This window comes from Colwellia sp. SU-HH01172 (assembly GCF_057553355.1).
On sequence record NZ_BAAJMB010000003.1, the window covers coordinates 29,927 to 54,217 of the forward strand.

22 protein-coding genes are annotated in these 24,291 nt (G+C 37.9%); 2 read left to right on the top strand and 20 right to left on the bottom strand.

Annotated features, from left to right (window positions below; translation table 11 throughout):
* Positions 1-195: 195 nt before the first annotated feature.
* The 15 genes from AC27JP_RS09575 to AC27JP_RS09645 form a co-directional block, all read right to left on the bottom strand.
* A complete protein-coding gene (locus AC27JP_RS09575; RefSeq protein ID WP_487114435.1) occupies positions 196-2,724 on the bottom strand; it encodes a PAS domain S-box protein in 2,529 nt (842 codons plus the stop codon).
* A complete protein-coding gene (locus AC27JP_RS09580) occupies positions 2,721-3,887 on the bottom strand; it encodes a response regulator transcription factor (RefSeq protein ID WP_487114437.1) in 1,167 nt (388 codons plus the stop codon). Before AC27JP_RS09580 ends, AC27JP_RS09575 begins: the two co-directional genes overlap by 4 nt.
* Before the next feature lie 73 nt (positions 3,888-3,960).
* Positions 3,961-4,875, bottom strand: coding sequence for a diguanylate cyclase (locus tag AC27JP_RS09585; protein WP_487114439.1), 915 nt, complete (start codon positions 4,873-4,875; stop codon positions 3,961-3,963).
* 22 nt (positions 4,876-4,897) lie between these two features.
* The gene (locus AC27JP_RS09590) at positions 4,898-6,622 is read right to left on the bottom strand and encodes an ATP-binding SpoIIE family protein phosphatase (RefSeq protein ID WP_487114441.1); all 1,725 of its coding nucleotides are present in this window, start codon (positions 6,620-6,622) and stop codon (positions 4,898-4,900) included.
* A 3-nt stretch (positions 6,623-6,625) separates the two neighbouring features.
* Positions 6,626-6,937: an STAS domain-containing protein gene (locus AC27JP_RS09595; protein ID WP_487114443.1), complete on the bottom strand. Its 312-nt coding sequence runs from the start codon at positions 6,935-6,937 to the stop codon at positions 6,626-6,628.
* Positions 6,938-6,988: 51 nt separating this feature from the next.
* The gene (locus AC27JP_RS09600; protein ID WP_487114445.1) at positions 6,989-8,167 is read right to left on the bottom strand and encodes a methyl-accepting chemotaxis protein; all 1,179 of its coding nucleotides are present in this window, start codon (positions 8,165-8,167) and stop codon (positions 6,989-6,991) included.
* Positions 8,154-9,242 carry a protein-glutamate methylesterase/protein-glutamine glutaminase gene (locus tag AC27JP_RS09605; protein ID WP_487114447.1) on the bottom strand — a complete coding sequence of 363 codons (1,089 nt, stop codon included), beginning with the start codon at positions 9,240-9,242 and terminating at the stop codon, positions 8,154-8,156. Before AC27JP_RS09605 ends, AC27JP_RS09600 begins: the two co-directional genes overlap by 14 nt.
* Before the next feature lie 15 nt (positions 9,243-9,257).
* Entirely contained in the window at positions 9,258-9,923 is a 666-nt protein-coding gene (gene cheD, locus AC27JP_RS09610) for a chemoreceptor glutamine deamidase CheD (RefSeq protein ID WP_487114449.1), read from the bottom strand.
* 29 nt (positions 9,924-9,952) lie between these two features.
* Positions 9,953-10,801, bottom strand: a complete 849-nt coding sequence (locus AC27JP_RS09615; protein ID WP_487114451.1) for a CheR family methyltransferase — start codon at positions 10,799-10,801, stop codon at positions 9,953-9,955.
* Positions 10,802-10,807: 6 nt separating this feature from the next.
* Positions 10,808-13,465: a methyl-accepting chemotaxis protein gene (locus tag AC27JP_RS09620; RefSeq protein ID WP_487114453.1), complete on the bottom strand. Its 2,658-nt coding sequence runs from the start codon at positions 13,463-13,465 to the stop codon at positions 10,808-10,810.
* Positions 13,466-13,490: 25 nt separating this feature from the next.
* Positions 13,491-13,994, bottom strand: coding sequence for a chemotaxis protein CheW (locus tag AC27JP_RS09625; protein ID WP_487114455.1), 504 nt, complete (start codon positions 13,992-13,994; stop codon positions 13,491-13,493).
* Between the two features lie 10 nt (positions 13,995-14,004).
* A complete protein-coding gene (locus AC27JP_RS09630; RefSeq protein WP_487114457.1) occupies positions 14,005-14,532 on the bottom strand; it encodes a chemotaxis protein CheW in 528 nt (175 codons plus the stop codon).
* On the bottom strand, positions 14,532-16,676 hold the full coding sequence (locus AC27JP_RS09635; RefSeq protein ID WP_487114459.1) for a chemotaxis protein CheA: 2,145 nt from the start codon (positions 16,674-16,676) through the stop codon (positions 14,532-14,534). Before AC27JP_RS09635 ends, AC27JP_RS09630 begins: the two co-directional genes overlap by 1 nt.
* A gap of 5 nt (positions 16,677-16,681) precedes the next feature.
* The gene (locus AC27JP_RS09640) at positions 16,682-17,044 is read right to left on the bottom strand and encodes a response regulator (protein ID WP_487114461.1); all 363 of its coding nucleotides are present in this window, start codon (positions 17,042-17,044) and stop codon (positions 16,682-16,684) included.
* Between the two features lie 35 nt (positions 17,045-17,079).
* The gene (locus AC27JP_RS09645; RefSeq protein WP_487114463.1) at positions 17,080-17,355 is read right to left on the bottom strand and encodes an STAS domain-containing protein; all 276 of its coding nucleotides are present in this window, start codon (positions 17,353-17,355) and stop codon (positions 17,080-17,082) included.
* 263 nt (positions 17,356-17,618) lie between these two features.
* Here AC27JP_RS09645 and AC27JP_RS09650 point away from each other — a divergent pair, with 263 nt between their 5' ends.
* On the top strand, positions 17,619-18,425 hold the full coding sequence (locus AC27JP_RS09650; RefSeq protein ID WP_487114465.1) for a hypothetical protein: 807 nt from the start codon (positions 17,619-17,621) through the stop codon (positions 18,423-18,425).
* Between the two features lie 77 nt (positions 18,426-18,502).
* Here the strand turns inward: AC27JP_RS09650 and pntB are convergent, their stop codons facing one another.
* Both pntB and AC27JP_RS09660 read right to left on the bottom strand, forming a co-directional pair.
* Entirely contained in the window at positions 18,503-19,906 is a 1,404-nt protein-coding gene (gene pntB / locus AC27JP_RS09655) for a Re/Si-specific NAD(P)(+) transhydrogenase subunit beta (protein WP_487114467.1), read from the bottom strand.
* A gap of 10 nt (positions 19,907-19,916) precedes the next feature.
* Complete coding sequence (locus AC27JP_RS09660) at positions 19,917-21,455, bottom strand: Re/Si-specific NAD(P)(+) transhydrogenase subunit alpha (RefSeq protein ID WP_487114469.1); 1,539 nt, start codon at positions 21,453-21,455, stop codon at positions 19,917-19,919.
* Between the two features lie 279 nt (positions 21,456-21,734).
* Here AC27JP_RS09660 and AC27JP_RS09665 point away from each other — a divergent pair, with 279 nt between their 5' ends.
* Positions 21,735-22,256: a gamma carbonic anhydrase family protein gene (locus AC27JP_RS09665; RefSeq protein WP_487114471.1), complete on the top strand. Its 522-nt coding sequence runs from the start codon at positions 21,735-21,737 to the stop codon at positions 22,254-22,256.
* 41 nt (positions 22,257-22,297) lie between these two features.
* Here the strand turns inward: AC27JP_RS09665 and AC27JP_RS09670 are convergent, their stop codons facing one another.
* Genes AC27JP_RS09670 through AC27JP_RS09680 form a run of 3 tightly spaced genes read right to left on the bottom strand, consistent with a single transcriptional unit; the run spans position 22,298 to position 24,243 of the window.
* The gene (locus AC27JP_RS09670; protein WP_487114473.1) at positions 22,298-22,846 is read right to left on the bottom strand and encodes a YcgN family cysteine cluster protein; all 549 of its coding nucleotides are present in this window, start codon (positions 22,844-22,846) and stop codon (positions 22,298-22,300) included.
* A gap of 33 nt (positions 22,847-22,879) precedes the next feature.
* Positions 22,880-23,938, bottom strand: coding sequence for a lytic murein transglycosylase (locus tag AC27JP_RS09675; RefSeq protein ID WP_487114476.1), 1,059 nt, complete (start codon positions 23,936-23,938; stop codon positions 22,880-22,882).
* Positions 23,938-24,243: a YcgL domain-containing protein gene (locus AC27JP_RS09680; protein ID WP_487114478.1), complete on the bottom strand. Its 306-nt coding sequence runs from the start codon at positions 24,241-24,243 to the stop codon at positions 23,938-23,940. Before AC27JP_RS09680 ends, AC27JP_RS09675 begins: the two co-directional genes overlap by 1 nt.
* Positions 24,244-24,291 lie beyond the last annotated feature (48 nt).

The window sequence follows — 24,291 nt, forward strand, 5'->3', positions numbered from 1 at the left end:
AGCTTTCTTAAATAAATGAGGAGAAAATAATCTTAGCGCAGGCTGAATTGGGTTTAATAGTATGGTGTCATGTTTAAATTTTTAAGATCAGCGTACAGATACTTACACGCTATATGACTAATTGAAAAATATTAGTACCGTTAGCAAAGCTTATTATTTTTTTATGTTAGCCAAATAGTTATCGCAAATTCTAGTTTAATACTGCTCAACTAAAAAACTCCCTAACTCTTTTGAATTAAACGGTTTGCGTAAAACTGGGTATGGCCACTGTTTATCTTCTTCGGCAATATAACCGCTAATAGAATATATCGTGATACTTGGAAATTTGGCTTTAACTAAATCTACCGCCTCACGACCTGACATGTCAGGTAGGATCATATCAGTGATAAAAATATCAAACACTTCATTTCCCGCTAATGTGCTAAGTAAGCTGGTTTTATTCGTAATGTGATTTGCTACTACCCCCTCACTTTCTAAATAAAGTGAAATAAATTCAGCAATGCTTTCTTCATCATCAAGAATTAACGCCCGCTTTCCCGGCATATATAGCTTAGGTTTATTTTCAACAGAAACAATACTTAAGTGTGCCTTGCCATCACATTTAAATATTAAGGTAAAATGAGCACCACCAAGGTCTCCTTTGCCTTCCACTTGTATCTGGCCATTGTGCTTATAAATCGTACTATAGACATTAGCTAGACCTATTCCGTTACCTTTATTAACCGATTTACTGCTATAGAATGGGTCAAATATTTTTGAAACATTCTCATCATCAATACCAATACCGCTATCTTGCACATGAATCTCTAAACGATTTTCTGACACTAAATTTGCGGATATTTTAATTTTCCCAATTAAGCCCCCCTCTTGAATTGCGTCTTGAGAATTAAGTACTAAATTCAAAAGAATATTAATAAACTCACCTTGAGGAAATTTAATTGCGCAAATTACATCTTTAATATCTAAACTAAAATCAATGGTAGGCAGCAGCAACTGCTTAAATAAATATTGGTTTTCTTCAATCTCTTTAATGGGATCAAATTCAATGACTTTCACGGTTGGTTTACGCGTGAAGGCTAATAACCGTTCTGTAACACTTTTGCCTTTATCTATAGCATTCTTAACTCGTTCTATATAGCGATAAATTTCTCTTTCACCTTGATTAAATTTCAACTCAAGCATTTCAGTTGCACCAAGAGCAACACCCAGTACATTATTGATATCGTGTGAAACATTACCAAAAGTATTGCCCAGTAAAGCTAGTCTATTGCTAATGATTTGTTGCTGATCTTTACGAAATTTCTCAGTAATATCTTCAACAATCCAAATATATATCCCTTCATCTCGTTCATAACTTATCGATAAGTCAAATACAGAGTTGTATTTATCAAAGCTAATGTTTGTCCGTTTAACATGCCCTTGAGCTTTAGCCTTACGTTTATATTCAATGTAGTCAGTAATACTAAAGTTGATATAATTAAATAGTACAGAATTTTCATCATTATTTTGTGGAGACAGATCTTGATAAACAATATTATCCTGTTCATCAATAAAAAATATTGGCACTTTAATGGTATTATTAACTAGCGCCAATAGTTTAAGTTTTTCTATGGTTTCTTCTGATTTTGTTATATCTCGGCAAACACCAAAAACACCGACAACCTCACCATCTGAGTCAATTTCTACTTCAGCTAAAACCTCTACTTTTACTAGCTGTCCAGAAGCATGTTTAATCACACTTTTAGTATAAAAGCCTTGCTTTTGCTTGACGGCATTTGCCATTTTCTGATTAATAAGTGACTGTTGTTCTTCAATGTAAAGCTCTGTCGCACTGTTTATAGTAGGCTTATAGTTGCTAGGGTCTAAACCGTGAATACGATAAACACCAGTTGACCAAAATAATTCTTGTGTAAACAAGTCATAACGCCAATGGCCTGAATTAATCAGATCTTCTGCTAACACCAGGTAATTATTTTTTTCTTTTAATCTATCAACTAATTGATAATTTTCTGTAATGTCTTTTACAGAGCCAAAAACTTTATGAGGCTTATTATCTTTATAGGAAAATATTTTTCCAACAATACTTAGCCATTTGGTTATGCCATATTTAGTTTTAATCGGAAATGTTATATTCACACAAGGTGTACGACCGCTTAGGTGCTCATCAAACATACTATAAATATTTTTTAGCACATCTCGAGTAACCATTTCTTTCCCTAGCGTTGCCGGTCCAGTGTATGCTTCTTCTCCATAATCAAGAATGGCCATCATATGAGCGGAGTAAAACATTATATTTTTCTCTATGTTCCATTCCCAAAATGCTTCTTCGATACTACCTAGTACTTTCTTTACATCCTTTGTCGATGGATCATGATCAAAACTTGCCGCTTCTAAATATTCAGTTAGAAAAACAATATAACCATGTTCTTGCTCTTGTACCCGAATTGTACAAGGTATACTTTGCTCAGATTGATTAAGTAATAAGCTATGTCGAGGATGGCTAATTACACTAGCGTTACCTTGGTATAACTGTCGATGTTCAACATGAACACCTACCATCGAATCAGGTAGTAATAATTCAACAGGCTCTCCAATCAATTGCGCATGGCTGTATCCTGATAGACAAGAAAATTGAGAGTTGCAATCAATAATAATACCGTTTAAATCGGTGCATAAAACGGCAAATGGAATATCAGCAAGGCTTACACTTTCGGTAATATTCAAAATAACTCATCCTCTTCCTCAAGTGTTTCAATCTCTTGTTCTTTTACAGCGTTTAAAGACTTAAGTTCGTCAACACTTTGTAAAGCACTATCAAGTAACTGCCCTACTTCTAAAAAGTTAATATCATCTTGTGTGTGCTTTTTTAGAGCCTTATGCACTAAGTCTGTTAGGTATTCTTCCTGTTCAAAACTCATATCTAAAATATGAAAGCTTTGCCCTATGTTAGTGACAATTTCGTTCATTACTTCTTGTTGGTGGTGCTTTGAAACCGCCAACATTTTTTTAGTTTGAATCACTGCTTGTTGGATTTTGTCTTGTACTGTTACCAGGGAGTTTTGATAGCTAATAAAAGCAATTCTAGCGCCAACGCACTCGATAACGGATGCTAAGGCATCAATATAAATATCCGTATCAATGGTGCCATCTTCTAAATTGAGAATAAGAATTGAAACTAAGTGATGATTAAAAATAGTTCTGGCGCCAAAGCGATACAACCTAGGTTTTATTTTTAATAACTTCATAACATCAATTTCAACAGGAGAACAAACGCCATTTTTTGAACTATAAAAGCTATCGTTGTCATTAATAGGATAAAAAGCTATACAGCCTTGCAAGTTCATACTGTAAAGATATGAGAAAACTTCATCGCGAATTTTTTCTAATGTAAAACATTGATTTAATTTCGACGTTAATTGCATGCAACTGCCATATTTAGAGGCTTGCGCCATCGAAATATTAATGACACGATCTTTTGATAAAATTTCACTCTCAAAAGAATGCATTTTTGCTTGGTAGTCAATCAGTCGCTTTAATTTTTTGATCAGCGCTAGTAACGAGATTGGTTTTGCTAAAAAGTCATCTGCTCCACACTCTAGCCCTTTTAAAATAGCATCTTCAGTTGCCAAACCAGAATACAAAACAAACGACTTGGCAACTTTGCCACCATATACTTGTTGTTTTATCCAATCAGAGCCTTTCTCTTCGCCAATATTTTCATCAACTAAAGCGATGTCAAAACTTTCGCTACTCATTTGGTTGATTATGCTTGCAACTTCATTTAAATCAACAGCGCACTGTACAGTAAAATCTTGCTCTAATGCTTCCTGTAGAAGTTCTAAATAAGTGCTATCATCGTCAATAATTAAAACTCTTGGTTTTGACATAAAAATCCCTCTAAATACGCGTTCCTATAACATAATCAATTTTCATGATTAAACTTTTCAATTGCCTTAAAAACTAGGCTGCACTGTATACCGCACATTGATTACGGTTATTTGCTTTAGCCTTATATAGCGCGAGGTCTGCTTGCTCTATAAGTTCACTGATGTTTTTTGCTGATAAACTCGTTGAAGAAACACCAATGCTAACTGAAACATAAGGTAAAACAGTGGAGTACTCATGCTCTATTTTCTCTTCGAGTAATGCTGTGATAATTTCTTGTGCCTTAAAACGAGCACCTGAGATTGGTGTATAGGGCAATGCAATGATAAATTCTTCTCCGCCAAAACGACCAATAACGTCTGTAGAGTGGTCAAGCTGATAGTTAAGTATCTCGGCAACTTTTGCCAAACATTTATCTCCTTGCTGATGGCCATAGTTATCGTTGTAAAACTTGAAACAATCAATATCTATCATAAGCAAAGATAGCTCGGCCTCATCCGAGACGTTCTTATCCCAGGCGATTTTGAGCATATTATCTAAACCTCTACGGTTAAGTATTTGTGTTAAAGGGTCGATACTACTCAATACTTCAAGTTGTTTATTAGCACGCTCTAAAGCAAACTTCATTTGAGATATTCTCGCCATTGCTCTAACTTTGGCTGCTAATACTACCTGTTTAACCGGTTTGGTTAAGTAGTCATCACCTCCAGCATCAATACCTTTCGCCAAAAAGCTTTCGCTATCATTGGCACTTAAAAATATAATGGGCATCCACTCTAAATATGTTGTGCGAATAATTTTGGTCAGCTCGAATCCATTCATCTCCGGCATTTCAATATCCATTAAAATTAAATCAACTTGGTTTCGCTCTAAAATTTCCAACGCCTCTTTATGTCCGTTTGCACATACGGCTTTAAAACCACTGTCTTCGATCATGGCAATAATGATTTGTCGTTGGTAACTGCTATCGTCAATGACTAAAATTTCCAATATAATTCCTCAATATTTTAGGCTATTTAATCCACAGGTAACTTGCTTCTACTCGGCTACCCTCATCAAAATACGCTAAATTTTCCGCTAACTGTTTTACCAGTTCAATACCTCTACCACAGAGCTGTAAATCAACGCTTGACTGGCCTTTATTGGGCTTTAATGCATTACTAATATCGAAACCATCGCCACTATCTTGCATATTAATTTTTAAGCGTCCGCCATTTGACAGAGAGTAATATTCCAAGGTGATATCAACAAACCCCGACTTTAGGGCTTTTAATCGAACTTCTCTTTCTTGATAATATTGAGTAAAACCATCTGGATACGTTTTCAAATCAGAGCTTAGCCGCAATACTCCGTGCTCTAAAGAATTAGCATAAAGTTCTGTTAATATAGTTTGAAGCCCTAACCATTGTTCACCACTTCCTTCAATTTCATGAATGTGGTTCATAATCATAGGAATAGGGTTAACGGTCGCTAAACGCTCATCAGTTAGCGATAAGTGCCACTTCCAAGATGGATGGATATTTGCTTGATTGTTTTCAATATGATCGTCATCAACCCGACACATTTTTAAATAACTTTGTTGCCAACCATTACAAGGAATGTCAACCAAGGAAATATCATCTTCTTGCTCCATACCTTGACAAAAGCACTCAACACTAGCTTGTACTGTTCTTGCAATATTGCCTTCACTAAGCCCTGTTTTAACTGCCTTTTCAAACCGTTGATAATCGTACATTTGATCAAGTTTGTTTCTTGCTTCAACAATACCATCACTTATTAGTATTACCCGATCAGAGTCTTGCACTGATACCACAGACATCGCAACATCTGTCAATAAGTTAGCGATTACCCCTATTGGCGGGTGATTTGACGATATTTTAAATTTTATTTCTCCATACTCAGAAAATACATAGGCATCAGGCAAGCCAGCATTTAAAACGTGTATGGAGCCTTCATGAGAAGATATTGTGACAAACGTTGCTGCTAGGAATAAATCGGAAGGTAATAAGCAATACAGCTGACTATTAATTTGCGTAACTATATCGAGCAATGAAAAACCTTTTCTGGTCATGGTTCGAAATGTTTCAGCTAATGGAACCGCACCGATTGATGACCGTAATCCATGGCCGGTAAAATCACCTAAAAGCACATTGATATCGCCATTAGGACATAAAGCACTTAACTGTATATCTCCACTAAATAACGCCGCTGGCTTTTTAATTATGCCTATTCTTTCCAAGCCATAATTACGAGACTCGATAACGTCAGACATGAGCTTTTCAGCAATTTCTGCGTCAGCATCTTGGACTTGTTGCAATATTTTTAATTGCCCATACAAGTCACTAATTCGTTGGATAGATTTAATTTTGGCTTTGAAAACTTGAGAAGAAAATGGACGAACAAGTATTCCGTCACCGCCAGCATCAATACTTTCAATATATGCACTGTCTGCGCTTTCATTGGTAACAAAAATTATTGGGCATAAACTATATTTATCTGAATGAATTTTAATCTTTCGCGCCGCGTCATAGCCATTCATAACGGGCATATTAATATCCATCAACACTAAATCAGGTTGGTATTGAATATATTTTTCAACACCTTCCTGACCGTTACATGCAGATATAACTTTATAATTTTGTTCAATTAATAAATTACTTAAAACACTGCGTTGTAAACTAGAGTCATCTACAATCAAAGCTAATTTAACATCAAGGTTTATGGCGACTGCTTCCATAATTTACGCCTCAATAGTCAGTAAGCGATGGAATTGGGCAATTTCTAAAATTTTATTTACTGTCTCATTTGGCTTTTGAATAACGATTTGATTGGCACTTTTTTCAGCATGATCTTTTAGTAAAAGAATCATCCCTAATGCGGAACTGTCCATGTAAGTAGTTTTAGATAGATCCAAATTAATCACAACATTACTTCCTTGAAAATCCGCATAGGCATCTCGGAAGCTTTGATGTAACGAAAAGTCAAATTTACCATCAATTGTAATTGAGAGTTCGCTACCGTCATTGGTTACAAATCGTTCTACTGTCATCATTATTCCTTATATTTATAGTTAAAAATTAAAATAAACTATGCAGGTGAAAAACTAAAATAGCTCAACTTCGCCTTCTTCCATTGTTAGTTGAGAAACACTACGCTGATCATCTTTTTCTTCTGTTTTATTAATAATTTCATCGCACTTAGTTTGCAAATGAACTAATTGTTCAGCAATACAATCAGGATTAACTTGCATCTCTTCTAATATCTGACTGAGCATCCCCACCGAGGCCAAATTACTTTTAATAGAAGTTAGTGTTTGATTGGTTAAGTCTTCAAACTGCAATGACCGAATAGCACTCGTGACATGAGTGGATATTTGAGGGGTAATTTGCGATAGTTTTTGAATAGCACCACCTGATTCAAGGTTAGTATTCGCCATATACTCAATCATCTCTCCCACCTTCTCTTTTGCTTCTAAGGTTGGAGTCATATCGGCTGAGGCCATCGACTCAACTGATGTACGTAGTTGGCTAATAATACCTTGTGCACCCGATATTTTATTTCGAATATCTTCATTCAACTCTGTTGAGTTAATCGATAGCTGTCTGACTTCATTAGCAACCACAGCAAATCCTCTTCCTGTTTCTCCTGCACGGGCCGCCTCTATGGCCGCATTAAGCGCTAATAAATTCGTTTGACTAGCGAGGTTTTCAACTTGGCCAAGTAAGGAAAATATGCTGTCAAACTGAGCAATCATCTCATCGGTATATGACAAGGTTTCTAAGCTTTTTTTGCTAGTGCGAATGATGATTTCAACAAAATCTTCCAGCGTGCTATTAGTTTGCTGAATAAATGATTCAATTATCGACTCTTCACCTCCTTGCTTTGCCGCTATATTAGCAACCACCTGACTAATTAACGTTTGCTGTTCATCACATAGGCTTTGTAAACTTTTAAAACTGGTCGAAATATCAACCACCGCAGATCCGACAAACATATTCGCGCGATTTACTTCGTTATCAACTATGATGACCTGTTTAGCAAGCAGGCGGTTCATATTCTTGAAACTCGCGCGCAGCTGTTGAATATGATCCGAGCTAAACTCAGTGTTTTGGACTGGGCTATTGTTCTCCCACTCTCTATGGCGTAGTTGCCAAACAAAAATACTTAGCAGTCCTAGTGTTAGTGCAGCAGAAAAATAGTTAAGCCTAAGCACCAACGACTCAATCAATAAGGCGCAAGAGATTGCAATTCCTGAAAATATCAGTACTTTATTCATTTTCATACGCTTTCTCTCTAGCTGAATTCCAACCACAACTTGCATTATTCAGAAGCGCACTTGCAATATGAGTTAGAGGTAACTCTGCTCGATAAGCATCAATTTTATGGGCGTAGCCTGGCATTCCCCAAACAAGGCTAGTATTTTTATCTTGAATAATAGTCATCGCACCTTGCTCTTTTAAAGCCAGTAATCCCTTGCCCCCATCTTGCCCCATGCCGGTCAAGACCACTGCCTGAACGTCTTTAGCAATTGGTAACAAAGAGTTAAAGAGCACATCAACTGAAGGCTTATGCCTATTTACCGCGATTGAGTCGCTTAATTGACAGCTTAATACGCCTGATTTTGACACGACTTTTAAATGTTTTCCGCCTGGCGCAATATAAACATGACCTTTTTTAATTTGCTCGCCATGCTTAGCCTCTTGTACAGTCATTAACGAGTTTTTATTCATTCTTTGGGCAAAACGCAGACTAAAGACATTAGGAATATGCAGGGTTATAACCATCGCGGGGGAATTTTTCGGCATTTGTGAAAGTAAACTTTTAATCGCATCAGTGCCGCCTGTAGAGGCACCAATTGCTATAATTTGGTTTTGTTTCTGTGCACCACTGAAAACAAGTGATTTAGCTGTATCAGTAGTTGATATCTGCTTAGTAAAGGAGAGGTCTTGCGGTTTTACCAACCCAGCAGAACGAATTTTCTCAATTATAGTTTCTTTAAACGTGCTTTTATTGCCCGTTAAGGCTTCGAAGCTAGGTTTCGCAATAAAGTCAATTGCACCAATTTCAAGTGCTTTTAATGTGGTATCAGCACCTTGCGTCGTCAATGTTGACAACATAACAACTGGCATCGGCCTTAAACGCATTAAATTATTTAAAAACGTTATGCCATCCATTTTAGGCATTTCAACATCTAACGTTAAAACATCTGGATTTAATTTCTTTATCAGTTGGCGGGCAACAAATGGGTCTTTAGCTTCACCAATGACTTCAATATCTTCAACATCCATTAGCAATTCTTTTATAATATTTCGAATAACGGTTGAATCATCAACGATTAGCACTGTGATCTTTTCCATGTCACTTACCTTCCTTTAAAATAGCTCTATCTCGCCGTCATTAGCCAGAGCGTGAAGTTGACTTTGATAGTCGCTTTCTCTTTTGCTTATCGTGTCATTATGTAAACTATCTATAGTTTTCATTAATGCTCGACCCGTCTGCGGCTCAAACATCACTTTTCTTGGGTGAATGGAACCTAAGTCCGAACTTATTAACGGAATATTTTCATCTTCTAAATAACCTAGAACAAAGTTAATATTTTTTGCACCAATATCAGACATGTTCTCTAAAACTCTAGCGCCACCAAATGCTTTCGCTTTTAAATGACTTCTTTTACCGCCATTTTTTAGAATTAAATTAATAAGGTATTCCATGGCAAAATTTCCATAGCGTGTGGCGTCAGAATGCATACCTCGCTGACCCCAATCGACTTCATGTGCTTCTTTATCGGTGAGTGGTAACATAAAGTGATTCATGCCACCTATCTTGTTCTTTTCATCCCAAATACAGGCGGCAACGCATGAGCCTAATGTCGTCGCAATTGGAATATACTCTTTAGAGACATAAAACTCGCCTGGAAGAATTTTCGCAACGACAGCCCCCCTTTGGTTGTCCCAATAATGATTTACATGAGCAAATTCTGCCAAGCACTGAGCCTTAAAATGTTCGACATCTGCACTCTTAGTTTTTATCAGCGCCATAATAAATTTAACTCATCCTTGAAACTAGACTAATTTGGCCGACGAAAAATAGTTCTTCCGACACATTCAAAATACTGTTGGTAAGCACCTAAATTCTCGCTATGGCCTAATATAAGTAAGCCACCTGGTGCTAACATATTGTAGTAACGTTCAAATAGTCTTGACTGAGTATCCTTATCAAAATATATAATCACGTTACGGCAAAAAATAATGTCAAACGGACCTCGCATTGGCCACGAAGCCAATAAATTTAGTTGCTTAAAGGTTATATATTTTTGCAACTCATTACTGACTCGACTTTGCCCTGTTTGCTGTTCACATCCTTTTCTAAAGTATTTGTTTTTTAGATTTTTCGGTACACCTTCAATGCTATCAAGCGAGTAAATACCACTTTTGGCCGTTTGTAATACATTGCTATCAATATCGGTTGCTAGTATTTTCGCATCCCAATTTGACAATGTTTTGCCTAACGCTTCAGATAGCATCATGGCAATACTGTATGCTTCTTCGCCAGTTGAACTTGCAGAGGACCAAATTCGAATGCGTTTATTCGCTTTGTTTGCCTGTAATAGACTTGGCAACTCATGTTGACTCAAAAAGTCAAAATGATGCTGCTCGCGAAAAAAGCTCGTTAAGTTTGTGGTAATAGCATTAATAAAATAACTTTTTTCTTGCTCTGGCTGAGCTTGTAATAATCGGCAGTAAGCTGAAAAAGACGGTAACTTTCGCTCACGAACAATGCGCGTAAACCGGCGATACACCATTTCCTGCTTCGATTGATTTAAAACTATGCCAGCATTGTCATAAGCAAACTGACAAACATAATTAAATTCATCTGCCGTTAAACTTAGCGTTTCCTGCCGTTTCAATGCCATCATATCGACTTAAAACTCTTCCCATTCTTGGTCACTATTCACTAGGTTCGCATTTGATTTTTCTTTAAATACCGGTCGAATAGTCTCTTCAACGGCCGACAATCTTGGTTTAACGCGACGACGGCTATGACTTGGCGTGGCAGTGCTTTCTCGGCGCCTAACGGGCTCGTGATGTTGCTCTTCTTCTTGCGTGAAAAACGATACTTGTTCAAGTAACACTTGTGCTTGCTCTTCCATTGATTTACTTGAGGCTGCAGCTTCCTCAACCAGAGCGGCATTTTGTTGTGTCATTTCATCCATTTGACTTACCGCTGCACTCACTTCACCAATACCAGCAGATTGCTCTTTCCCGGCACTATCAATATCACCAATCATTTTACCAACCTCTTCAATCGCCGAGGCTAATTCACTGAAGGTTTTACCGGTTTCATCGACTAATTTAGTGCCTTGACCTACAGCTTCGACACTATCATTTATTAGTCCTTTAATTTCTTTGGCAGCACCTGCAGAACGCTGAGCTAAATTGCGCACTTCTGCAGCAACGACAGCAAAACCTCTACCTTGCTCACCAGCTCTTGCTGCTTCAACTGCAGCATTAAGTGCTAATAAATTCGTTTGAAATGCAATTTCATCTATAACACTAATAATATCGGCAATTTTTTTACTTGACTTGTTAATATCACTCATAGCGGATATTGCATTTTGTACAACTTCACCACCATTACTCGCTTTATCCATAACAGATGTCGACAATTTGCTGGCTTCTGTGGCATTTTCTGCATTTTGTTGAACGGTACTTGTTAACTCCTCCATTGCTGAAGCCGTTTCTTCTAAAGAGGAGGCTTGTGATTCTGTTCTGTGACTTAATTCATTATTACCTTGGGCTATTTCACGTGATGAGTCGAAAACATTGGTAGACGCATTTCGAATATCACTGACCATTTCATTTAACACATTAATAAAGTCATTTATTGAATCACCAATAATGCTAAATTCGCCAACTAAATCGGTTTCAATTCCGCATGATAAGTCGCCTTGTGACATAGTAATTAACGTATCTTTAATTTCAGAGATAGCTTGCTTGCGTGCAGTAATGTCAGTAGCGTATTTTACTACTTTAAATGTATTGCCGTTGAGGTCGAGAATGGGATTGTAAGATGCTTGAATCCAAACTTCTTTACCTCTTTTCCCCAAACGTTTATATTCACCAGAATCATATTCGCCTCGGTTTAATTTATCCCAAAACTGTTGGTATTCAAGGCTATTTTTATCATCCGCTTCAACAAAAATACTATGATGTTGCCCTTGAATTTCAGTCAAGGTGTAACCAACAGCATTTAGAAAATTATCATTGGCGGTAATAATGGTGCCATCCATATTAAATTCTATTACCGCTTGTGATTTGCCAATAGCATTGATCTGCCCTGAAAAATCAGCATTGCTGAGTTTTTGTTCTGTGACATCAGAGGCAAATTTAACCACCTTCATAGGCTTACCATTTAAATCTAAAATTGGGTTATATGAGGCCCGTATCCAAATTTCTTTACCGCCTTTGCCTAGTCGTTTGTACTCTTTTGCATCATACTCTCCGCGGTTCAAACTCTCCCAAAACAACCGATATTCTGCACTTACTTTAAATTCTGGCTCGACAAAGATACTGTGATGCTGGCCTTGTATTTCTTCTAATGCGTAGCCTACCGTTGCTAAAAAGTTATCATTGGCGGTAATAATAGTGCCATCCATATTAAACTCTATTACTGCCTGAGATTTACTTATGGCATCAATTTGCCCTTGATAGTTTGCATTTCTTAATTTCTGTTTAGTTACATCAGTGGCAAATTTAATAACTTTTTTAGGTTTGCCACTTTCATCAAAAATCGGATTATAGGAAGCTTGTATCCAAATTTCTTTACCGCCTTTGCCAAGACGTTTGTATTCTTTCGACTCAAATTCACCACGATTTAAACTGTCCCAAAATAACTTATACTCTGCGCTTACTTTAAACTCGGGCTCTACAAACATACTGTGATGTTGGCCTTGTATTTCCTCTAACGTATAACCAACAGCGGCTAAAAAATTATCATTGGCGGTAATTATTGTACCGTCCATGTTGAACTCGATAATTGCCTGAACTTTATTGATTGCACTTAGCTGTGCAGCCATATCTGCATCTTGTAAATCATTATTTTCCGTTGCTAAAACATCATTACTTTGGCTCATTGTCGTTAAATTCCCTGTCGATTGAATATGTTCAAATAATTGCTTTGGTAGTGTTGACTTGATAAGCGGCATAGCTAAATGTTGAATTGTCGCTGTCCACGCCCGCTTAAGCGCAAACGGCATGTTTTCCTTATGAACTTCAGTTACCGCTTCAATAAATGCTTCTACAATACTGTTTTGTAAATTAAGTATTTCTGGGCAAACCTGTTCTGCTTTTATTTTTGCAGAGTTCCTTTTAACTGCAGTCAAATTAGAGATTTCAATACTTAGCATTTCTATAACGCAGTGTTTTTCTGCTTTTGCTTTATTTATTAAAACGTCTTTATAATTCGGCTGTGCTTTAAATAAATGTTGATAGAATATTGCATTAAGTTGCGATAATTCACTTTGCAAACTTTGCAAACTTTGCCAATGCGCTTGTACTAAACTAATTTGTTTCGGTGTCATTAACATTAACTCCAAACGTTGCCAATTAAACAGCTATAGCACTGTTATCCACTGTAGGTTCATCAAGTGGTTTGCTTATTTGATAAAGCGCATTTTGATCAAGTAATGAGCTGCTATTTAGCAAAATAACAAGCTTGTTATCGACTGAGGCTAACCCTTCTAAAAAGCAAACATCAATTTGCTGGCCAAAGGCCGGAGGTTTTCGAATGGCATTCATTGAAAGTTTATAAACTTCAGATACTGCATCAACCACAACACCGACAACCATAGGCACTGAACTGTCAGGGTTACGTAAAATAATGGTTACGGTTTGCTCGTTATACGGCAGCGGTGTTAAACCAAAGCGTTGGCGAAGGTCAATAATAGGAATAATAACCCCTCTTAAATTAATTACCCCTTTAATATAATCAGGTTTATTTGGCAATTCAGTCACAGAACTCCAAACCCTGAGTTCTTGCACACATAAAATATCAACGCCAAACTCTTCGCCATTTAGAATAAAAGTCAGATATTCCTTTTCTCGCTCCATTGCTACACCTTTACTGTTTTGTTTGATGGCTTTGTATAGTTTGTAATGTTGTAACATCAAGTAACGTGACAATATTTTCGCCAACATTTACTAAACCTGTTATATAGTGAGGTGCTAAACTACCGCCAAATGCTGGCGTAGTTTTAATATCATCTTCTTCAGCGTTTAATACGTCTGAAACAGCATCTACAACAAATCCCATCGTACGATACTGATTCTCATGCTGGGCTTTGAGGACAATGACCACAGTCGTTTTGCAATATTTTGCTTCACCAATGTCAAATCTAATACGCAAATCAATAATAGGAACGATGACGCCACGCATATTGATAACGCCTTTGACAAAGCTAGGCGCATTTGGAATATGTGTTGGTTGCTCCCAACTTCTAATTTCTTCAACAGATAAAATATCCACCGCATATTGTTCAATACCTAACGAAAAAGTCAGGTATTGCTCACCGCTGGCAATAAAATCTAAACCTTCCAGTGCGTATTCGCCTTCTACTGGAATTTCATCAACTAATGCTTGAATGTTCACTAATGTACAACCTCTTCTGCTGCCAGATGATTTTTCTGTTGTGTTTTTGCTAACTTCAGTGCCATGGTGATCATGCTAGGTACATCCAAAATCATGGCGACAGAGCCATCACCTAATATTGTAGCGCCGGAAACGCCTTCAACTTGTTGGTAATTATCATTTAAGCTCTTTACCACCACTTGTTGTTGAGCAAGCAAGTCATCAACCATTAGGCCAACTTTTTGTCCTTCAGCCTCCACAACAACGAGTAAAGCATTACTAATTTCTTTATTTTGCGCAGGAATATTGAAAAGCTTATAAATAGGAATTACCGGCACGTTATCTTCGCGAAGTCGATATAACACCATATCGCCTGATATCCTGTTAATTTGAGCGTCTTGAACTTGTAATGATTCAACAATGGTAATGAGTGGAATAATGTAAACTTCACTTCCAACTTTAATAAGCTGTCCATCAAGAATAGCTAATGTTAATGGCAGGAAAACTTTAAAATTACTGCCTTGGCCTAATGTTGACTCAACTTGTATTCTGCCTCCCAAAGATTGAATATTACGTTTAACAACATCCATACCAACACCGCGTCCTGATATATCGCTAAGCGCTTTTGCTGTAGAAAAACCAGGTTCAAACAATAAATCATAAACTTGGTTATCCGTTAACGAGCTAGAGTCGTCAACTAACCCTTTTTCAATAGCTTTAGTTAGGACTGTATCTCGGTCAATACCACCGCCGTCATCTTTAATCTCAATAACTATACTGCCCCCTTGATGGTAAGCATCTAACGTTATCGTGCCTTTTTCAGGTTTACCGTTAGTCAATCTAATATCAGTCGCTTCAATACCATGGTCAACAGCGTTTCGTACGAGGTGAACAAGTGGATCACCAATTTGCTCCATAACCGTTTTATCTAACTCGGTTTGTTCACCGCTGATCACCAATTCAATCTCTTTAGCCATTTTCTTAGAAAGATCATGAATAAGTCGAGGGAAACGATTAAAGGCAAAGCTAATCGGTAACATGCGAATACGCATGACGCTTTCTTGTAGCTCTTTAGTGTTTTGTAATAGTTGCTCTAAACCAGAATTTAATCGTGAAATTTTAGATGGTTCAAAATCATTACCTAATTCAGACAACATTGATTGCGTGATGACCAGTTCACCGACTAAATTGATCAAGCTATCCACTTTATCAACACCAACACGAATAGAGCCTGACTCTACTCTTGATTTACTTACCGCATTGCTGTTTTTCTTACTAGCATTGCTAGCAGGTTCAGCAGCAACCTCTTGTTCAGGCATTGTTGATGACCTATCTGCAGTAATGTTGCTATCATCAAGGTTGATATTCTCATCTATAGTTTCAATCTTGCTAGCTGGCTGTACTTCCTTAATGGTCAATTGACATTCATCTTCAACCCATTCAAATATTTCCGCAATATCTTCATAATTTGCATCAGTAATTAATTCAACTTGCCATGAAATATGTAGTTCAGTGGCATCAAACTCCGTTAAACTAGGTATGGCATTACAATTAGCACTAATCGTTATATCGCCTAGCTCTTTTAATGCATTTAGCAGTAATAAGGGGTCATTACCCGTTTGTACTAAATGATGTTCAGGTACAAAACTAATGGCCCAATGACATTTATTACTATCCGTATCACTTGCTACAACGACTACTGAACTTTCCTCTAGCTTATTGGCAGCACCTTCGGTGACATCACCAGTTGTATCTTCCTGAGAATTTATTGTAGATGTTTGTTCACTATTTAATGTTTCAGTTAACAAGGCCGACGTTGCGATGATTTTACTATCATCATAATCACTATTATCTCGAATTGACTCTATTAACAATCGCATGCAATCGACAGAATCAAGAAGAATTTCAACATCTTTTTGCGCAACTTCTCGGCGACCATCACGCATTTCATCAAGTAGTGTTTCAACTAGATGAGTAAATTCAGTAACATGATTAAATCCAAACGTTCCAGCACCTCCTTTAATAGAATGCGCAGCACGAAAAATAGCATTAATAGTTTCATTGTCTCCTTGCGCTAAGTTAAGTAGGCTCGACTCCATTAACTCGATGCCTTCAAAACTCTCCTCTAGAAACGTTGGAATAAATTGTGACAGGTCAATACTCATAGTAATTACCGCACAACACGTTTAATTGTTGCAATTAGCTTATCGGGATTAAAAGGTTTTACTAACCAACCCGTTGCGCCGGCAGCTTTACCTCTTTGCTTCATGTCAGTTGAGCTTTCAGTGGTTAACATTAAGATTGGCGTATATTGAAAACTTGCTAACTTTCGTAATTCTTGGCAAAGCGTAATGCCATCCATATTTGGCATATTGACGTCAGTGATAACAAGATCAAATGCATCTGTTTGTGCCTTTGATAGGCCGTCTTGGCCATCATGTGCTTCAACGGTTTGATAACCTGAATTTTTCAAGGTAAAACTAACCATGTCGCGTATAGAGTTAGAATCATCCACAACTAAAATCTTCGACATTTCAATTCCTTTACAAATGTTAAAAATAATAAAAACTATGCTGCAAAATATTGCTGCAATATTGCGTCTTTAAAACCTAATTGTTCAAAACTTTGTTTAATAATTTTCGAGGTAGATTGCCAAACAAGCTGTTTATTTTGTGCAGCAATGTAGATAACACTAGCTAAGATAAGCTGTGCGCCTAATGTATCAATTCGCTCAATAGCACTATCATCAAATTCAATAATGTCGGTATTGTCTATTTCTTCGAGAAGAGCAATACGGCAGGCTTCTACTTGCACAATTGTTAACTGAGAGGGAAATTCAAACATGCATATCCTTAGCGATTGTTATTGTTCTTCACTGAACTTATGTACTAATTAAAGATATGCCATGAAAATATTTTTGCAAGTAATAAATTGAAAAATATATTTATTTTTTATAATTTACAACTTGTTACCTTTTACTATTATGAGGTTAGTTATTTTGTTTTGTAATATTTCGTTAGCTAATATAAGCTAGAAACGCAGTTGTATTAGATAAATAAAACGCAGATAAAATAGTGTTGTTAGAGTTAATAAACAAGGAATGTTTTATGTCAGGCAGCAACGAGAAAGCGCCGAGCCAAATATTTAAATGGTTCGAGAAAATGAAAGAAAATTACGATAAAAATGTCTTAGCTATTATGCATAGGTTTGAACAAAGTAATAGCCAACAACAAAGCCGCTTAGATGATGCACATAATAATCACATCAATCTGTTGCAAGACAATCATGCAAACCAAACCTCCCAACTGAATAAGCAATTAGAGAAAAAAGAGCAAGAAATAGCTTATTTCAAGCAACAAATAGCCGCACAACAACAAACCATAGCTCAACTAACAAATAAGTACGATAACGTGATATTTGAACTTGTTACATTGTCGAAAAACTCGGGAAATTATAAAGAAATATTTAATGAGGATGTTATCAATATAGATAGTAACATCAACGATATTGCCGATAAAAACGCAAAAAGTGATGATGTTACATTAGATATGCAAATTGATGACACAGCATCAGTAAGTTCTTCTTACGACGGTGAAATTGAGCAACTCTATCAACAAGCACTTGCTATGCGAGAGCATAATGATAAAGCACAAGCATTTCTAGTTTTTAAAAAAGCAGCCACGCTCGGGCATGTTCAAGCAATGGGCGCCTTAGGTCGAGCATATTTTTTGGCTGAAGGTGTTGAAGAAGCGCCCGTATTGGGTTTAGCCTGGTTAATAAATGCAGCAAATTTGGGTCTGCCACAAGCGATTAAACGGGTAGAACACTTTAAGCTCAATGAGGAAGAGCTATATCAAGAAGCTATATTACTTGCACAGGAAGTGGCAAGCGAATGTTTGGCCGCTTTAGTGTAACACCCTAAAGTACTTAAAATAGTAGCAATAAAAAAGTGCCGCTAAAAAATGGCACTTTATTGTTTTGTTGACGATTATTAAAGCGCTTTAAATATTTGCTCTACTGAGTCCTTGGCATCACCAAACAGCATTTGCGTATTTTCTTTAAAGAACAATGGATTTTGCACACCAGCATAACCTGTGTTCATAGAACGTTTAAATACCACAACATTTTTGGCCTGCCATACTTCTAACACCGGCATGCCGGCTATCGGGCTGGTTGGATCTTCAGCTGCCGCAGGGTTGACCGTATCATTTGCACCTATCACTAACACCACATCGGTATCCGGAAAATCATCATTGATCTCATCCATTCCTAACACAATATCGTAAGGCACTTTTGCTTCCGCCAAGAGTACATTCATATGTCCTGGTAATCGCCCAGCGACCGGATGAATAGCAAAACGCACATCTATGCCTTTATCTTTTAATGCTTGCGTCATTTCATAAACCGGATATTGCGCTTGAGCAACGGCCATTCCGTAACCTGGGGTAATGATCACTGATTTTGCACCACGCAACATATCGGCAACCGCATCGGCATTAACTTCGATATGCTCACCGTAATCAACATCGGTATCAACAACCACATCGGTACCAAAACCACCCGCGATAACACTAATAAACGAGCGGTTCATTGCCTTACACATGATATAAGAGAGAATAGCCCCTGATGAGCCAACTAGCGCCCCAGTCACAATTAACAAATCATTATTTAACATAAAGCCAGCTGCGGCTGCTGCCCAACCAGAATAGGAATTGAGCATAGAAACAACTACCGGCATATCTGCGCCACCAATAGATGCCACTAGGTGCCAGCCAAAAGCAAAGGCAATAAAGGTCATTAAAAATAATGCGCCATTACCGCCCCCTTGTTGTACAAACATCACCATCAAAATAAATGACACCACACCGGCAGCTAAATTGAGTTTATGACGATGAGGCAACATTAACGCGGCAGAATTAATAATGCCTCGTAACTTACCAAAAGCAACAATAGAACCCGTAAAAGTTACTGCGCCAATAAAAACGCCAAGAAATACTTCCACTAAATGAATATTGGTTGCCATTTGCTGGCTAGCTGTAAAGCTTGCCATCACCGAATGGTCCATTTCGAAATAACTGTTGAACCCTACAAGTACCGCTGCTAAACCAACAAAACTGTGCAATATTGCCACCAATTCCGGCATTTGCGTCATCTCAACTTTTTTAGCAAGTTGTAAACCGATACTGGCACCTATCACCATAGTGACCAAAATGATCCAAACATTATCAACACGAGGATCGGCAATCGTTGCGATAAGCGCAATTGCCATACCGACAATACCGTACCAATTGCCCGTTTCAGCTGTTTGCTGTTTGCTTAAGCCCGATAAACTAAAAATAAACAGTAACGCAGCAATAATATACGCTGCGCTAATTAAACCTTGAGAAAATTCCATTGCAGCGCCCTTATTTTCTAAACATTTTTAACATGCGTTTAGTGACTACAAAGCCACCAACAATATTGATAGTGGCAATAAGTATTGCGATACCGGCAAGCAATTGTATTAAAGGGTTGCTATTGCCGACCTGTAATACAGCCCCGACGACAATAATGCCGGATATTGCATTAGTGACACTCATTAACGGTGTATGCAGTGAATGGCTAACATTCCACACGACGTTGTAACCGATAACACATGCAAGCACAAAAACCGTGAAATGTGATAAAAAGTCAGCAGGAGCAACACTTGCTACCCAAGCAAACAATAATGCCCCAACCGCCATAAAAGCATGCTTTTTACTTTGGCTTACCGGCTCTTCAACTTTAGTTGCAACTGGTTGCTTTGCTTCTACTTTTGGTGCTGAGGGTGCCGCACTCACTTGGATCGGCGGTGGTGGGTAAGTAATTTCATTTTGTTTAACGACCGTCATATTGCGAATAACAACATCATCAAAATCAATATTCAAACTACCGTCTTTTTCTTTACACAAAAGTTTTGTCAAACTCACTAAGTTATTTGCATAGAGCTGTGAAGATTGATTCGGTAAGCGAGAAACAAGGTCGGTGTAACCTATGATTTTAACGCCATTAGCATTAACCACTTTACCTGCTTGGGTTAATTCACAGTTGCCGCCACCCGCTGCGGCTAAATCAACAACAATACTGCCTGTTTTCATTGATTCAACCATCTCAGCAGTGATCAGCTTAGGTGCTGGTTTGCCAGGGATCATCGCCGTGGTGATAATAATATCAACATCTTTTGCTTGCTCAGCGAATAATGCCATTTCTGCATCAATAAAAGCTTGGCTCATTTCTTTTGCGTAACCATCACCTGAGCCAGTGTCTTCAGGCTCTTCATAATCAAGCTCTAAAAATTCTGCCCCCATACTTTCAATTTGTTCTTTTACTTCCGGGCGGGTATCAAATGCTCTCACTATCGCGCCTAAACTACCCGCAGTGCCTATTGCCGCCAGCCCGGCAACACCAGCACCAATAATCATCACTTTCGCCGGTGCCATTTTACCTGCGGCGGTAATTTGACCGGTTAAAAAGCGTCCAAAATGATGGGTGGCTTCAATAACTGCACGGTAACCAGCAATGTTTGCCATAGAACTCAGCGCATCCATTGACTGACTTCGTGTCATGCGCGGCACCATTTCCATTGCCAAAGTGGTAATTCCTTTATCTTTTAACGCTTCTAAAATAGCGGTATTTTGTGCAGGGGCGATAAAACTAACCAGATGAGCACCGTCTTTCATTGCCGCTATTTCTTCAATGTTAGGGCAGTTAACTTTATAGATGATATCGGACTGCCAGACATTCTTTTTAGTTGCTAGACTTGCACCTGCATCAACAAACTCTTGATCGGTAAAACTTGCTTTTGTGCCTGAGCCTTTTTGCACTTGCACTTCAAAGCCAAGTTTAACTAGCGCGGTTACGGCGGTTGGCGAGCTTGCGACTCGATTTTCACCGCTAACGGTCTCTTTCGGTATACCAATAATCATAATTCACCCTTTTTATCACAACCCTTTCGCAAAAAGCACTTAGTTAAATCAACACGATTTGTGGCTAGGTAATTCAATCAACAGATCCTAAAACAGATATATTTATTTTTATTCGCTTAATGTTTTACCATTATCCGTCTACTTTTCATACATTAAGCTTAGTTATTTTCAATATAACTTAGCGAAAATGATTGTTGTTTGATCTCAACCAAAGGTCTAGTTTGCTGTGATGTATTTATAGATTAAGATGAAGAGGTTAATAATGATAAGGACGAAAAAATGATCTACCGACTCGCTGACGTAGCACCTAACTTAACCGACAGTAATTTTATTGCGCCAAATGCTACACTAATTGGTGATGTAACACTCGGCGCGCAAGCGAGCATTTGGTTTAATGTTGTTATTCGAGCCGACCTTGCTAGCATCAATATTGGCGAAAACACCAATATTCAAGACGGTTCAATTTTACATGTTGATGCTAAGTTCCCGATGTCAATCGGCAGCAATGTTACCGTCGGGCATAAAGTGATGTTACATGGCTGTACCATAGGCGAGAATACGTTAATAGGTATGAATGCGGTGATACTAAACGGCGCTAAAATTGGTAAAAACTGCTTAATTGGCGCCAATAGCCTGATCACGGAAAACATGGAAGTTCCAGACGGACATTTAGCACTTGGCTCACCGGCAAAAGTGGTCAAAGCCCTAGATGATTCTACTCAAGCAATGTTTACCAAATCAGCCATGCATTACGTTGAAAATGGTCAACGTTATTTGGCTGAACTAACCCCACTTGAGTAAGTCGCTAAAGACAATAAAGAAATAATGCCGATTAATCTTATTTAATCTATATCGTGTAGCGGCCAAATAACAATATGATCAGGAAAGTCTTCTAACTCAACATCGTCATCTTTGACAATTTTGCCACGCACTGACATGCCGGCTTTGTGCATGGCTGATTTTTTACCTTTGTTTAACAACGGGTGCCACGACGGCATACCTCGACCTTCTTTTAATCGACGATAGGTACAGCTTGGCGGCATAAAAAATACATCATCAAGATTTTCTTGCGTTAACTGCACACAATCAGGCACTAATTCCGTGCGCTGCTCGTACTTAGAGCACTGGCAACTTTTGTCATTCAATAAATAACAAGCAATATTGGAGTAATTCATCTGCTCATTTTCGCCGATGTGCGTCGTTGGCATAAACTCCGTTTCATCGGTAGTATTTTCATCATCAATGAACTTATGCAGACAGCACTTAGCGCAACCATCACAAAGCGACTCCCATTCTGGTCGGGTCATTTCATCTAATGATTTCGTTTCCCAAAAGCGCTCAATAACAACTTTTTTCACCTTGGCCGCTGAACGATTATTTTTCTTGCTCATAGTGTTAGCTCATTCCCATTTACTGAATGCCGTTTACTGAATAGGTGGAAATTTAATATGATCGGATAAATGTCCAACCGAGCTGACAAAATAATAGGATAAGTTCCAATGCATTAAACTTTTGTAGTTATTATAAGCAAGATATGCACGGCCATTAGCATCATCAGGAAATACCAATGCCGCCTTTATATCAACATTAGGTAAATTAGTGCCATCTGTGCGACGTATACCTAACGCTTGCCATTGCGCCAAAGTTTTTTCAGTTTTCGCCCAAGCTTTAAGCCAATTTTTACGGCCACCTGTATTTTTAGGTATCGCTAATGCCGTATCAAAATCACTTGGTAATTTAACCTGACGGCCCCAGGTCAATTCATCGTTCCAGCCTTCTTTCTTTAAATAGTTAGCCATTGAGGAAAATATATCTGCTTGGTTAGCCCAAATGTCTTTTTTACCATCGCCGTCACCGTCAACAGCATAAGCTACAAATGATGTTGGCATAAACTGATTTTGTCCCATTGCGCCAGCCCAAGAGCCTTTCATATTGGCTATATTAATATGGCCTTCTTTTAGAATTTTTAACGCCGCCCATAATTGCTTTTTAAAGAATACTTCTCTACGTCCTTCATAAGCCAAAGTTGATAAAGCAGAGATAACATTGTAGTTACCCATAATTTTACCAAAGTTGGTTTCTAAGCCCCAAAGAGCCACAATAAAACGTGCTTGTACGCCGTATTCGGTCGCTACTTTTTCTAACAATACTTGATGTTTTTTGTACATATCACGAGCACGCTTTACCTTCCACTTAGGTAAACGTTTCGGTAAATAAGTATCCAGTGTTTCAACTTTTTCAGGTTGATTGCGGTCCGCTTTCACTGCGCGCTTGTGAAAAGTCACATTAGCAAAAGACTCATCAATTAATGCCTGTTCAAAGCCTTTCGCAATCGCTTCTTGCTTTAGACTTTGAATATATTGTTCAAAACTTGCTTTGCCCTTTGCTGCAGCAACTTTTTCGTCAGCCGCTAAGCTCGATTGAGAGAAAAACGCCAAACAAAGCGAAAGCGTAAGTGTTCTTACTGATTTGATATAAGGCATTACTCACCCTCACTTGCAGCTTTGCTCTTATTATCACTTTTCATTTTTTCTTTATGTTCTTTTAACATATCTTCTTCTGGTGGCGTTAGCTGCAGGTAGTAACCTTGGGAGGATAAGTTCTCTTTCACTTTATCAAGATCTGCAAAACCCAATTTTGTTTTGGTGGCGAGATTAAGTACGGTCACCATCACAGGCGTACCAAACATTTTCATTAGCGCTTCAGGAACGTCAGAGAAATCATCTCGTTTATTAATAAAAAGATAAGTTTGTGCTTTTTTTGAACTTTTATAAACACTACACAGCATAATGGAGACCTATGATAAAAATGGTTTATGGAATTTTGTTAAAATATT